This is a genomic window from Bacillota bacterium, assembly GCA_024653485.1.
Lineage (GTDB): Bacteria > Bacillota > SHA-98 > UBA4971 > UBA4971 > UBA6256.
Map to the genome: position 1 here is coordinate 156,479 of JANLFY010000008.1, position 14,568 is coordinate 171,046.

9 protein-coding genes are annotated in these 14,568 nt (G+C 61.3%); 5 read left to right on the top strand and 4 right to left on the bottom strand.

Going from position 1 to position 14,568, the window contains the following annotated elements:
* Positions 1-76 precede the first annotated feature (76 nt).
* Complete coding sequence (locus NUW12_08325; protein ID MCR4402777.1) at positions 77-2,380, bottom strand: DUF1492 domain-containing protein; 2,304 nt, start codon at positions 2,378-2,380, stop codon at positions 77-79.
* Positions 2,381-2,972: 592 nt separating this feature from the next.
* On the opposite strand from NUW12_08325, the gene NUW12_08330 reads away from it, so the two are divergent.
* From NUW12_08330 to NUW12_08350, 5 genes are all read left to right on the top strand, one after another.
* Entirely contained in the window at positions 2,973-4,601 is a 1,629-nt protein-coding gene (locus tag NUW12_08330; protein MCR4402778.1) for a carboxypeptidase-like regulatory domain-containing protein, read from the top strand.
* 329 nt (positions 4,602-4,930) lie between these two features.
* Entirely contained in the window at positions 4,931-5,518 is a 588-nt protein-coding gene (locus tag NUW12_08335; GenBank protein ID MCR4402779.1) for a cell wall hydrolase, read from the top strand.
* Positions 5,519-5,947: 429 nt separating this feature from the next.
* Positions 5,948-6,454, top strand: a complete 507-nt coding sequence (locus tag NUW12_08340) for a metal-sensitive transcriptional regulator (protein MCR4402780.1) — start codon at positions 5,948-5,950, stop codon at positions 6,452-6,454.
* A gap of 211 nt (positions 6,455-6,665) precedes the next feature.
* Positions 6,666-6,992, top strand: a complete 327-nt coding sequence (trxA, locus tag NUW12_08345; protein MCR4402781.1) for a thioredoxin — start codon at positions 6,666-6,668, stop codon at positions 6,990-6,992.
* 431 nt (positions 6,993-7,423) lie between these two features.
* Complete coding sequence (locus NUW12_08350; protein ID MCR4402782.1) at positions 7,424-7,924, top strand: hypothetical protein; 501 nt, start codon at positions 7,424-7,426, stop codon at positions 7,922-7,924.
* Between the two features lie 95 nt (positions 7,925-8,019).
* Here NUW12_08350 and NUW12_08355 read toward each other — a convergent pair whose 3' ends face one another.
* The 3 genes from NUW12_08355 to NUW12_08365 all read right to left on the bottom strand — a co-directional run.
* Positions 8,020-11,079 (bottom strand): type I restriction endonuclease, encoded by a 3,060-nt coding sequence (locus NUW12_08355; GenBank protein ID MCR4402783.1) that lies wholly within the window; start codon positions 11,077-11,079, stop codon positions 8,020-8,022.
* 85 nt (positions 11,080-11,164) lie between these two features.
* Positions 11,165-13,519: a S8 family peptidase gene (locus NUW12_08360; GenBank protein MCR4402784.1), complete on the bottom strand. Its 2,355-nt coding sequence runs from the start codon at positions 13,517-13,519 to the stop codon at positions 11,165-11,167.
* A gap of 199 nt (positions 13,520-13,718) precedes the next feature.
* A partial coding sequence (locus tag NUW12_08365; GenBank protein ID MCR4402785.1) for an ATP-binding protein occupies positions 13,719-14,568 on the bottom strand: 850 nt, incomplete at its 5' end.

The window sequence follows — 14,568 nt, forward strand, 5'->3', positions numbered from 1 at the left end:
ATGCTAATGGCAGTGTAGCACGCACAATGAGAGCTGTCAAGGCGACCCGCTTTCGGCGATTACGGTCCGCGCGCCGTCACACGCTCCCTCGCTCTTCCTCCAGGGATGCCAGTATTGTGGCGAGGTTTCGGAGAGCCTGCCGGAGACGTCTGTAGTAAGTGGTTCGAGGTAGTCCAAGCCGCTCCATCACGCACTCGTGGGATCCAACGCGGTCGATGTAGGCCATGCGGACGAGCTTCGCCTCCTCCGCTCCGAACCTGAAGGCGAAACGTCCCGTCCCTTGTGCGAGTATATCGAGGGCACCCTTGAGGACGGACCGAATGGCAGCCGGCAACGAGGCCGGGATGGAATCGGTCGATTCTCCGTCAGCCTTTCCGCTCTCGCCAGGACGCGCCAACCGGCGGGCAACGACGCCAAGGTGAGCCATCCTACTGTGCTCGAGCTTTCTGTCGTTCCAGAAATGGCGCAGGCAGAGAACGACCTCCTGAAGGAGCTCTTGTTGGGAGAGGGTTTCCCTCTGTGGACCCTCTTGCCGCCCCAGCACCTCATTCATCCATGCGCGGGCGGATTTCTTCGTGAGGTCGAGGTAGTAGTACGTGATTGGCATGCCGGGACCGTACGCCATGCATACGGGGTCTCGCACTTGCGTGAAGAGGAGCTGTTCCGCCCTCGAGGCGGCCATTTCGTCGTGAACCCACGTAGTGAAGACCGCGTGAACGTCGCGTTTCGTCTGCCATTCGAACACGGCCTTCACGAGGGCGGCTCTCACCTGGTATGCATGGGTGCTCGACATGATGAACGGGAAGAGAAGGACATGGCTTGCGCTTCGTGGGCCCGGAAGGTTGTCCACGCAGAGTCTCGTAACCTCCGACATCCTGAGAATCGGAAGGGAGCGCTCCTCCACCGGAATGAGACACGTGAAGCCGGCGAGGCGCCCGTCGGGCTCTCTCACGGCTGTGAACCTGTCCTTGTAGAGTTCGAAGAGACTCGCAATCTGATCGACCTCTCCCAGGCGGTCTTCCTCCTGGCCGAGGTACTCGCGCATCCACGTGCGGTAGACGTCTGCTATCTCAGAGAGCTTTGGCGGGGCACCGTCGCAAGACAGAGTGACGTCGCCCCACTCAGTAAAGAAATAGCGACGGAGTAGCGGGTCAGGGGCTAGAAAGACGTACTCCAGGATGTCGTCTGTACCCAGAACCCTCCGGTCCTTCCCCATCCAATCCGTTGCAAGCCGTCTCAGGGCTGCGAGCCGGTTCGGGGCACGCCAGCGCATATCCTCGAGGATCACGTTGCGGATCTCATCGTCTACAGCAAGTCCTTCTTCGGTCGGGTGGACGAACGACAGGCCGGTCAGCTTGTTGATGTCGAGAGCGGTCACGTGCCTGCCTGCAAGATGGCTGAGGAGCTCCTCGTTGCAGCGGCGCACAACGCACGCGGCCTCCAGAAGGCTCAAGGTATCCCCGTCTTCGATCTCCCGTGCGACGCGCCGGAATACCTCATGTGCAACCCCACGATAGGTCGCTTGACGCCTCTTCTCAACGTTTGATTCCTCGGTGCTCTCCGCGCCGAGTTCAGCGTCGGCCGCCAGTACAAGTGCCAAGGGAAGGCCGCCGGCGAAGAGGATGATCCGGTCTAGCGTGCCTTGTTCCGTGATCCCACGACGCCGCAGGACTTCCTCAGCTTCCTGGGGCGTTAGGTATGGCAAAGCCATGCAGCGAGTCTCTGAGAGGCTTGCGGGGTCGCTCTCCCAGAGGCGAGTGAGGGGGTGCCACGACGCCACGACGACAAGCGTCCGCCTGTCCAGAGCCGGCAAGACCGTCCGGCGAAAGACGTCGTCAAACATGGGGGCGGCTTCATAGTCATCGATCACGATAGCCGTCTGCATCGTATCAGCGACCGACCTTAGAAGTGAAACGGCACTCTCTATGGCTGCGCTTCCCGCTCCGAGCGGCCTGCGCAGTCGAGGATCGCTCGGCCCGCCGAGCGCTCTTTCGCAGACCGCCGCCTCGGGCGAGTCGGTCTCTGAGTATGCGATAGAGTCAAACGTTGATTGACTCGTAGACGAGAGGGAGGCTTGATAGTCAATGGCGCATGAGGCAAAAGCCACTTTCTCAAGCGAATGGCATAGAGCCTCGGTGAAGCTCCCGATGGAAGGCTCGATCTCAAGGGCGTTGAGCCAGATGACGCATGCGCCCTGTGCCCGAAGCTCATCCGCAAAACGGTACAGTAGGTGCGTTTTGCCGATCCCCGCGGGACCGTAGACGTTCAACACCCGATAATGCGGGTGCGAGACCACTCCTTTGCGTAATTCGGCAAGCTCTTTGTTGCGCCCGACGAACATAAACGTGCGACCGGCAAACCCGCCATCTCCCGGCAGCACGCTGATCACCTCCAGACCGGACGGCCACTGAAGACGTCGTTTGAATGGAAGAATCCCCCGATAGGTAATTCTGTGTTCATTCGCAAAAACCTGCGTAGTCTCAAACTGTTCCAAGAACATGTGGAACTGTTTCCGGTACTGCATTTGGCACCCGGCGATCCGTACACTAGGCGTAACACTAGGCGTACGGTCTGCCGGACACGTGTAGACGCGCCGCAGTACGTCTCGGTATTGCTCTCAATGGCGCCGTTGCTCCAGGGCTCAAGGCCCGCAAGTCGGGGCGGCGCGGAAGCGAGCAAACGCTGCGGTACTGGGCCGAATCAGGACGGGCAAGGCTGCGCGAGGCGCCCGGGGAGACTCGTCCCGGGGCTTCGGGGCAACGGTGGCGACGCCCAGGTGGCGGGCTGGAACCGGCGTTCAAACAAGGCGACCGAGGCGATCAAGGCGACCACGCGAGGGATGCACGAGACTGTCCAAGTCAGAGGGATGCACGAGGCTGTCCAAGTCAATGGTAGCTCGATGCTTGTGACCGCGACCAGTTCTGATCGCCGGATCTGAGAGACGCAGTCTGGAGAACGGGAGGGGAATGTCAATGAACCGTGATGTGGGAGGAGCGCGTAGCGCTGCGAGAAGAGCTGTTGGTTCGTGTGTCTTGCTCGCCTTGTGCTGCCTGGTTTCCGTTGGGGCGACAGGTTGCTTCGGAGGTGGAGGGGTCGCAGCCCCTAGCGGGTCAGTCGTCGGGTACGTCTCTGAGATCGACGTGTCTGACCCGCTGAAGATGGAAGTCACGTTTTTCGCCTCTTCTCCGGGAGTCCAGGATGCCCAGGCGACCCTCGTCGGAACCAACAAGACGGCCAAGACATCGCCGGTGGGCAAGTTCTCCTTTACCAGCGTAAGCCCGGGGACCTATGACATGCTGGTTCAGAAGACCGGCTGGCCCTCTGTGAGGGTGTACGGGATCAAGATCGAGGCCAACAGCGCCACCGAGGTAGGACTGCGCATGGGGAGACGGCCGAACGCGGAGGTGACCCAAGGACGTCTGGTAGAGAACGTACCCCCTTCCGTCACCATCGATTGCCCGTCTACAGTATCGGGCACAGTGGAGGTCGCGGTGACGCCTAGCGACGCGAGCGGAGTCTTTGGAGTGGCGTTGTTCGTGGATCAGGGGCTCGAATGCGTCTGGGGGTTTGGGAATGAAGCTGGGGAAGCTGAGATAGTATCCGGGGAGACCCTCGTTTGGGAATGGAGCACGGTGACCGGGTTTCCCGGCGAAGAGACCGGGTGGAACAACGGTGAGCACCGGCTGATGGCGATGGTAGTGGATACGAACTATAACATAGCGTACAGAACGGTCACCGTGACGGTGGACAACTCCACGAGCCAGGGCACAGTGCCTGTAGCGCCCTCCGAACTGCGGTGCGGAATGAGCACGGTTCACTATTCATGTTTCCAGTTCCCGTGGGGCCCGAGCGACCTCAGTGACGGCTCAGACGGTGAGCCTTTGGCGCTGGCCACGACCGCGCGGAAGGTCAGGGAGTTCGGCGCTAAGTCCGGCTCCAGTGTGCGCGGCACGCCATCTGGATCGGACGCGGTGGTATTTGCAAACATCTACTGGCGCTATGAGAACCCGACGGGCGTGATGGGATACAAAGTGTACCGCAACGGCCGGTTCGTGGTCGACATCAAGCGCGAGTGGGGCGACGGATGGATGGACGGCTCGCCAGTGCTCACCCCGGGGCAGCGGGTGGAGTACGCGGTGTCTGCCTACAACCGTGTCGGTGAAGGTCCAAAAAGTCCTACAGTAGCGCGTACGCCCATAGCCCCTCTGACGAAGGTCGTGTTGACGGGGCCTGCCGATGGCGAGGAAGTGGACGGCGCCACACCTGCTTTTCGCTGGGAGCGGGTATCCGGAGCAGAGGCGTATCTCGTTTTCGTCTCCAGTACGGGGGGAGACGCTACACTGATGTGGATAGGCTATGCGCGGGGAGCTGACTCGACCTCGGTGACGTACGGATCGGCCGCTAACAGCTTCCAGGGCGCACCACCTGCTCAAGAACTCGTGCCAGGTGAAACGTACGCGTGGGGTGTCATGGCTCTGAGCCTGGAGCCGAATCTCCCGGGTTCGGACCCTCTCGACCTATCAGCTGGCTACGAGCCGGAGACGATGTCCATGTCCGCGTCAGACGTGCAGACCTTTTCGGTGACCACGGACGCGCTTTGAGCTGAAAACACGTCCCAGACCAATTAGCTTACGACGCGCCGTAGTGCCGCCCTGCCACCCGCCGGCAGGGCGGCCACGGTGTACGAACTTACGACGGTTTGCCATGGCTTGCCGTGGCTTGACGGGGCACGCAGCCGTGGTGCGCAGCATCGTGCGTTTGCGGCATCTTGCGCTTGCAGTCTCGCGCAACCGCAACCGCGCCCTCAAGAGCGTGTCTAGGCAAGCGTGCCCAGACGTAATGGTCTCTGGGGAATTTGTAGCCTTCGGGTGTGGCAGACGAGCCAACAATTGCTTGAATGATCGCGTGCGTGTCTGTCGAATGACCAAGCATGAGCACGAACACGATTTCGTTGATCCTGCTGCTTGTCTTGGTCTTCGCTGCAGTTGGGGCAACAGGCCAGCCGGCCACGGCCCCCGGCGACGAATCGATCCTCCCGCCGAGCCCGGCACCCACACCGGAGCCGACGCCCGACCCTTCGCCTGCACCGTCTCCTGAACCGCTCCCCGAGCCATCTCCCGAGCCATCCCCGCCGGGACAAAGCTACCAGGCCAGCCCCGAAGAGCGCCTTCTCCTCGCAAGACTGATCCGCGCTGAGGCGGAAGCGGAGCCGTTCGACGGGCAGGTCGCCGTGGGGGCGGTCGTTCTTAACCGCGTGGAAAGCCCGGATTATCCGGACACCGTGCGGGACGTCATCTTTCACGTGGACAACGGCTACGTGCAGTTCACGCCCGTCGCCAATGGCACCATCAACTTGCCGCCCACCGAGACCGCCATCGAGGCGGCCGACCGGGCGCTCGAGGGTGAGGACCCTTCGTTTGGGGCGACAGGTTTCTATAACCCGGCGAAGAGCTACGACCCGTGGGTTCGGACAAGGCCCGTGACTGTGGTAATAGGCAACCACGTCTTCTTCAAGTGAAGACCTCAAGACGAAGACGGCAACCTTACTTGAGTTCTTCGGCCCTCCTTCTTGCGTTCTGCCTTTTCTGCTTTCTGTGGGCGGCGGGCACGCAGGCGCGCGCCCACCGCGCCCGGCGCCGCCGTCGCGCGGGGCTGGCGCCACGCCGTTGCCACGGCCTTCCCCGCGCCATCAGGCTCGTGGGGTCCAATGCGGGCCGATATCTCCTTGACAAGACAGACCAGACCTGCGTATACTATACCTGGCAGGGTACCTACTATAGATGGCATGCACTCCTTGTCCGCAAGGGAATTGCGTGGCCGCCTCAACGGGATCGGCAGAGGCCGGGGCGCGGCATGACAGAAGGGAGAGGCGGACGAACGCCCGAATGGGGCGATGGACCGGGCGACATGCGAGGCGGCGAGTTCTAGCAGAGTGGACCAGAGTCGAATGACAGACGGTGGGGTGAATCACGCGGTGGAGAACGTGCCGGAGAAATCGCTATCCGACCGGGGAGAACTGGCCCTTGCACGAGAAGACCGAGGGAAGGGTGGCGAAGCCGCCCCGGACTCGCGCGACGGCGTAGAGAGCATGAATGGAGCAGACGGCTCCATGCTTGCTGGCAGCGGAAACGGGGGAGGCATTCAGGCGGAACGTGACGGTGCTACGCTGGACCTCGACGCCCTCGTTCTGAGCGACGACGCGCGGAGCGACATAGTCTCTCGCCTGAAGCGCATCGAGGGCCAGGCCAGGGGCATCAGGAAAATGATCGAGGACGGGCGGAGCTGCGAGGACGTGATCATCCAGGTGGCGGCGTTGAAGGCCGCGGTGGCTCAGGTCGGCATAGCCATTGCCGGGTCTCACTTGGTGGACTGCGTAGCGCGTGACATGGAGGCAAGCCCAGCGAGCCGGGCGGCGCTCGCGAGGTTTGTGAAGATCTTCAGCAAGCTGTCGTGATTGCCTGCGCGACTTCGGTCGTCGCGCAAGGATTCAGGGGTTGCCCGATTCCAGGCATATGTTCTGACCCGAGCTGTGAACCTATACTGTGGCCTCATTCATAGATTGAGATTCATGGATTGAGGAGCATCCGTAACAAACGTCAACCACCGTCGACGATAGCCTGGATCCTAGAATCACTACTTGGAAAGAGCGGAAAGGAAGGGTTGGTATGACGAAGGGAGTCATTGAGGTAAGCGACGCCACTTTCGCTCAAGAGGTGCTGAAATCTGAAGAGCCGGTGCTCGTGGATTTCTGGGCGGAGTGGTGCGGTCCGTGCAGAATGATGGCGCCCGTGGTCGAGGACATCGCCACGGACTACGCGGGCAGAATGAAGGTAGCCAAGCTGAACGTGGACGAGAACCGCGTGTCCGCGACCACGTACGGCATAATGAGCATCCCCACCCTCGCGCTGTTCAAGGGAGGCCAGCTGGTCCAGAAGTTCGTGGGGTTCATGCCCAAGCACGAGCTGGCGAGGAGGATCGACGCCGTCCTGTAGGTTGGCATGCCGACATGCCGCCATAGCCGCGTTGGCACGCCGGTAAGACCTGTGTCATAGGACAGGGGAGCCCGGCCACCTCGGCGGGTCCGAGGAACGCGGGCATCATCCCGGCTAGCCAGAGGAGAGCTTGCATTTCGGCGAGCCAGAGGGGGAGCCGGTGCATGCCGGCGAGCCACAGGGGTTCGGTGCTTGTGAACACGTAACTTGTGCGACCTTGCGTGACCGCGATCATGAGGCACGCGCCGACCGTACCCGGCCGGCGCGTGCCTCATGCCGTCGTGCTTGTGACTGTGGCCTCAGAGGTACGATCGTTGTGGGTAGCGCGGCTGTGCGAACCCAGTGTGTCTGTACAGTACATATAGTATGTGGAAGGTATGCTGTGCCAGAGGGAGAATGAATGGAAGGGAAAGAGAGGAGGGAATTGCTTTGTGAAATGGCCTAGAATTCTCCTCGGCGTTGTAGTCGCACTAATCGGGTTGTGGCTGCTGCTCTACAACTTGGACGTGGTGTCCTCGGTACCTTGGTTCTGGTGGCCTCTCGCGCCCCTCGGGCTCGGGGCGATTCTGCACTGGATGGCGTTTGCTGAGAAGGGAGCGGAAGGGCTTTTCATCCCGGGCGGGTTTCTCACCACCGTCGGGGCTCTCTTCCTGGCATGTCAGTTCTTTGGATGGGACATTCTCGAGTATCTATGGCCCGTCTTTCCGCTGGCGGTGGGCGTAGGCTTTCTGGAAACGTATCTCTTCGGCGGGCGGCGCGTGGAATTCCTCATACCCGCGGTGCCCACGCTAGGCGCGGGCGTCGTGGGGCTTTCAGCGACGCTCGGCCGGGAGATCGGAAGGTGGCTATTGCCCGCCGCGATCATAGTGATCGGGTTCTTGATGCTGCTGGCCCCGGGAGCTGGTCGGCGGCGAGGGCCGCGCGCGGAATGAACCGGGGCCGGCTACTTCGGCTTTACTTTGGCTTTGCCTGCGATCAGGCCGGGCGCGCCCGCCTACGGCGAAGAGCACCGCCAGCGGCCGCGTGTTTAGGGGCGTGGCTCCACTGCATTCAATGGCTCGTGTGAGCGCAAGTACAGGTCGAAAAGCAAGTTCTTGACAGCTTCGCCGAAGCCTTTATCGTCGGTGATGCGCTTGTAGAGCTCGAAGTTGGAGTCCACGATTTCCTGAACCAGTTCATCAACCTTTTGGTCGAATGTTAGGCGCACATTCTCGCGTGTGTTCACCCGAGCGCTTGCGTCGAGAGCGGGGTCGGCATCGAGCTTGGCCATGACTTGGCCCAGCGTGACGTGGTGCTCTGGTCCGAGATTGAGGCCAAAGCGCTCGTTCAGCTCGGCAATGATGCGCGAGAGCGGCTCCAGTTCCTCCGGTGCGACCCCATACCGGCCCTTGGTGCTTTGCGGATCGAGCAGGCCGGATCTTCGGTCGAGCGTGATCCTGCCGCTTGACGTTTGTTGAATACGGTAGGATTCCATGTCGATGTTTTGTTGCACTTCCCAGGGTAGTGTATCACGATCGGCAGGTAGCAGGCGTCGCAGGTGGCGCGCAAAAACATACAGTTTCTCCAGGTCGGGGTCGGCGAAGGTGAGCACCTGTGCCAAGAAGGCGTAGAGCCGGATGAAGTCAGTGAGTTGGCCGCGAAAATCCTGCTGCTCATCCTTGGCCAATCCGCGGAACCGATCCACCACGGGGGCCAGGGCCGCATACAGTTGGTCCTGGGTGGCCCTCTTGTCGAAGTACAGCTTGGCAAAGGCGTTTATGTCCTGCTCGGTGTATACAGGGAAGCCAGCTAGGCGCGTCTGGATCTCGTAAAGCAAGTTCGGATCGGTCGCCTCGGATAGCAATGTCGTTTCGTAATACGGTTCAAAGGCCGCTTTGATCTCGTCGGCCTCGTTAGCGAAGTCGAGGACTATCGGGCCCCTCTTTTCAGGATGGGTGCGGTTCAGCCGCGAGAGCGTCTGTACAGCGTTCACCCCGCCCAGTTTTTTGTCCACATACATCGTGTGCAGGAGGGGCTGGTCGAAGCCGGTTTGGAACTTGTTGGCAACGATCAGGAAGCGGTACACCGAGCGCTCGAAGGCCTTCGCGGTCTGGGCTTCCGGGAAGCCGTTCATGCCGGCTTCGGTGTACGACTGGCCGCCATCCTGCACCGTCCCCGAGAAGGCGACCAGCGCCTTGAATGGATACCCGCGCTTCGCCAAGTACTCGTCTAGGGCGAGCTTGTAGCGCACTGCGTGAAGGCGCGAACGGGTGACGATCATCGCTTTCGCCCTGCCGCCGATCTCGCCCTGTACATGCGCCGCGAAGTGCTCGACCATAATACGCACTTTCTCGTCGATGGCGTGCGGATGGAGCTCCACGAATGATTTTAGCAGGTACTCGGCCTTTTTCTTGTCGTACCGGGGGTCGTCCCCGATCTTCTTGAGCAACCGCCAGTAGGCCTTGTACGTGGTGTAGTTGGCAAGCACATCCAGAATAAACCCTTCCTCGATGGCCTGGCGCATACTGTAGAGGTGGAACGGCTCGAACTTCCCGTCAGAGCGCCTGGTGCCGAAAAGCTCGAGCGTTTTGGGCTTGGGCGTGGCGGTGAAGGCGAACATGGAGAGATTCGGCAGCCGCCCGCGCTTTTCGATCTCTGCGAGAATCGCCCTCTCGAGCTCCTCCTCAGGTGTTGCCGCCTGAGCCTCCTCGTGTTCCGCCTCCTCGAGCGAAACCGAGGCCAGCACGGCCTTGAGGCTCTTCGTGCTCTCGCCCGACTGAGAGGAGTGGGCTTCATCTACGATCACGGCGAAGCGCTTGCCGGGGAGCTCACCGATCTGGTTCACGATGACAGGGAACTTCTGAAGCGTCGTGACGATGATCGTCTTGCCAGACTCCAGCGCCTCCTTGAGCTGGCGCGACGTGGTGTCGATGTTTTCCACCACTCCCAGCGTCTGCTCGAACTGCCGCATGGTGCGCTGCAGTTGTCGGTCAAGCACCCGCCGGTCGGTGACGACTACGATGGAGTCGAAAACTCGCCGGTTTCTGGCGTCGTGCAAGGTTGCCAATTGATGCGCCAGCCAGGCGATGGTGAAACTCTTGCCGCTTCCCGCCGAGTGCTGAATGAGGTAGCGTTGCCCCGGGCCATACGCTCGGGCATGGGCGATGAGCTTGCGCACGCAGTCGAGCTGGTGGTAGCGTGGGAAGATGAGAAAGCTCCGGCCGTTCTTGCGCCCCTTCTCATCCTCCTCTTCCACCTCGTGGATGAACTGGCGTATGAGGTCGAGCACGCTGTCGCGCGCCCAGGTTTCGTCCCACAAGTAGCTCGTGGCGTAGCCCGCGCGTGTGGGTGGCACTGGCGGATTTCCCGCGCCGCCAAAGCGGCCCTGGTTGAAAGGCAGGAAGCGCGTCTTCGTGCCTTGCAAATGGGTGGTCACATAGACGAGATCGGGGTCGACAGCGAAGTGCGCCAGACACCGGCCATAGGCGAAGAGCGGCTCGCGGGGGTCTCGGTCGGTTTTGTACTGCCGCATCGCGTCTTCCACCGTCTGGCCGGTGAGCAGGTTTTTGAGTTCGGCGGTGAAGACGGGGATGCCATTCAGAAACAGCACGAGATCGATGCTCTTCTCGTTCTTGGTGCTGTAGCGGAGCTGGCGGACGACGGAGAAGATGTTCGCCTGGTAGAGGCTCCTCGTTTCCTCGTTGAGCCCGCTGGCCGGGCGGAAGTAGGCGAGCTTGAACTTGCAGCCCGAATCCTTAATGCCATTGCGCAGCACATCCAGCGCTCCGCGGCGCTCGATTTCGGAAGAAAGCCGCTTGAGGAACTGCTCCTTCACCGGTGCGCCGTGGTGCTGCTTGAGCTTGGCCCATTCCTTGGGCTGAGTGGCGAGGACGAAGTCCACCACATCGCGCGGGATCAGGCAAAGCGTGCGGTCGTAATCCTCGGGTCGGCGCTTGTGGTAGCCGCCCGGCGGCATCTCGCCGTACGGTGCCGGCGTCTCGCGCACGGCGCCGGCGTCGCCATCGCCAGCGTAGGCATCGGGGCCATACTGGAGCAATGACGCCTCGATGGCGTCTTCAAGACTGTGCTCGGAGATGTCCGGGCTCATAGCGGCGCCATCCTTTCGCTCAATGCTTCAAGGTAGCGATCATACACAAGAGTCTCCCCCGAAAAAGCCCTGATTCCTAAGCACATCAGCTTTCCAAAGGGACTGATTCCACCGGTACACCGATTTGAACTGCCACTGGAGTCCAGATATCTATGTCTTCAGCATCGACCTCTATGCTCACAACGAGAGCATACCGAGCGCCGACCTCACTGCGGTCGCGCGTGGGCTGATCCTTCCACCAGCCGGATATAGGGTACACACCGATGACACCCCGTTCAGCGAGATCCGCTGCGGTACCTTCCCAGATGTCGGAGTGGAGCGAACCTTTGTTGCGGGCCTGCTCACCGAGTAACCATCCCTCCGAATCCGACCCGCTTGTCGGCCTATCTTCGTCCTCGTCAAGTGCTCGCTGGTTCAGTCTCTTCCTGAAATCGTCCCTACTTTCTGCGGGTAATTTGACGTCGAACCGGAAGCCGTGAGACGCATAACGGTATCGGCGCTTCCACCCACGTCGCCCAGGGTTCGGCTCAATAAAGTATGATAAAGTGACCCGCAGACGAACTCGGGTTTCCCCGAGATCTAACAGAACTTCCCTGGGCCATGGCAGATCATGCAGATGCATCTCGTGCATTTTGCGATCCTTGAACGGATGCAAGGTCGCTTGGGCGACCAGTGTCAGCGCGTCATTTGCACTGCGCAAGGCGCGTTCCAGGTTGGGGACACCGAAACCATATCGGCGTACTAACTTGGCCCTGTCGCGCTTCCCCCTGGCGTTTCCAAGGTGCGCCTCCATGGCTGGCGTCCATCTTGCCGAGTGGACGATCAACGCACGGACGGTCTCAGGCCAGAACTCAGGATACTCAGCACGTACGATTGCTGCCATGCGCGCGACCTGTGCTGTTGCCGCACTCGTCGCGTATGAAAGCACAAGCGGCTTTACATTCGGTCTGTAATATGTGGACAATCCACAGAGATCGGGGACTGCATAGTCCGTGTCATTGCCGCTGCAAGCGACGTTGCCACCCTCGAATACCACCTCGGGCTTGATGGGCCAAATACCTTGAAACGTCACAGAAGTTGTACTCCAAGGCGAAAGGTCCCCCGGCGGGGAGACGGGCGACCAGTCGCTCCAGTCCGGATGTGTAATCACTGCTTTCTCGGTGTAGGCACCCACCGTAAGTACGTTCCAGGCCTGCGCTGGATCGTGCACCGCCTCGATATCGCTGCGATCGAGGTGCGCTGCTTCCAGCCGGTCAGCGGGTACGTTGCCCGCGCTCACAACGAAAAGCCGCCGTGCAGCTCCCTCAGCGCCATTCAGGTAGCACAGCCCTTGCGTTGCCGGGTCGAACACACGCCCAGCCGCGAGGGCGTCGAGTGCCGCCGACCACGAAGTAGGCTGACCACGGTCGCGCCCGTCGAGCGTCGTCACCGCGAGTGAGAATACCCGGGGTCGGTGAGGGGCAGAGACTTCTGGTCGGGCTACCGCTTGTGCCGTGATCGCACCATAAAGCTCCGGGTGATTTACGCCGTGTGGGGGCAAGATCTTCACCGACTCGATGCGGTGGCACAGACGCACCGGGGTGCGTGCGGTCAGGACAGCCACAAGATCACCGTACAGAGCGAGGCCTGCCATTTCTGTTCCATGCCCCATGTTGTCGGGCCCACCGCCATCGTCGTGTCCGCCCCACGCGGGATCTACCGCACTAGCATCGGACGAAGCGATCGCCAGATCCAGTAGCGGATGGGCGCGCGTCACACCCGTATCGAGGATGCATACCGCCGGCGCATCTTTCGGCGGCGGTGTAGTGCGCCTTACGAGGTCTTCAATCCACGCGGCCTGTTCTTTCGCGGGCATGTCCACAAAAAACGCGGCACTTTCCTTTGCTCGCCGCACCTCGGCGACATCATTCAAGACGTCCAGGGATCCGGAAAGCTGCTGTTCCGTTCCCCACACCAGGACGACGATTCGATCATCGAATGCGAGGCGGCGCTCACCCAGGGAAAGCCCAACCACCTGGGCGAACTCGTGAAGGCGTTCCAGCTCTCTCCCATCGTGACGGCGCAGCCATACCTCCCACCAGATCGCTTCACCTTCAACCGGATACGCCGCCGCGTCGTCCGTCCAGAGTGCACGCAGCGTTGCACGCCGAAGCTCCGCGATGCGATCGACCAGGTCCTTGTGCCGAGGTTCGCCCTTTTCGGTCTGCTCAGTTGCGTACTGCTCGAACTTTGTAACGAAGTGTTTGAATGCTCCATCTGGAAGGAATACGGTCGCACGCTGGACCGGTGGACGCTTGGGGTCGGGCTGGAAGCTCTGAACCGCCACCAGCTCGATGCCTTTGAGTCGGTCTTCTAGGGATTCGAGCTTGAGCTCGGTCCCGGGCGGACTTTCGAACTGGATATAAAGCCCCGGCTGCGCGCCACGCACGGTAACGCCCAACTCCGCACGGCGCCCCACCGCCTCCTCTTGCGCCCGCTGTAATGAGGCGCTTAGGGCCTTTGCGTGTGCCGAACGATCCTGCGGCCCCGCAAATGGTGTGAGCTTGATTCGCCTACCGTGCGGCCGGTACGGCTCGGCCGCCGGTGCGTCGGGCACAAGCAGGTGTCTCTTGTTGCGCGTCGCGCGCATCGGTCAATCCTCACCGTCCCGAGGTGTGCGCCTTGCGCCGCTCGTCAAGGGCTTCCAAGATCTCGGCCGTCTCAACGTACCGACGGTGCCCGAGAATCGCGTTCTTGGCTGCGTGTTCGCAGGCGCTCGTTATATCCGCATGGCTCAGTCCCTCGCTGGTCTCTGCCGCTTTCGCCCAATCTACCCGTGTCGTGTCGAGAAGTGCGAGTCGCGCGCGCATCACGTTCTCCGCTACCGCTGGCGACGGTAGCGGATATTCGATAACTGAGTCGAACCGTCGGAAAAGCGCGCGGTCGAGAAGCTGCGGATGGTTAGTGGCTGCGACGATGAGGCTCTCCGACTCATCCAATTCGAGAAACTGCAGGAAGGAACTGAGCACCCGCCGAATTTCGCCGACTTCGTTTCGCGCCGCGCGCTCTCCGCCGAGCGCATCAAACTCGTCGAACAGATAGACAGCTCGTGTCTCCCGGATGGCATCGAAAATGAGACGGAGCTTGGCTGCCGTCTCGCCGAGATACTTGGTAATGAGCCCATCAAGCTGGATGGTGAAGAGCGGCAGCCCCAACTCACCCGCAAGCACGGCAGCGGTCATCGTCTTGCCCGTGCCCGGTGGGCCAATCAAAAGCAGCTTGCGGAGGGGGGCAAAGCCGTACTCGCGGAGCGCCGCGCGGTTGCGTTGCTCGATGAGCACGCGCTCGATTCTTCTGTATACCGCTTCATCAAGCGTCATGTCTACAAGCCGGGTTTTTGGGTAGGCGGCAGTAAGGAGTCCCGCCAGTTCACCGCGCGGCTGAATGATCGCTACCGGCCTTGTGTGTTGGCCTGCCGGAAGAGTCTTCCCACGTGCCCGTGCCTGGTCC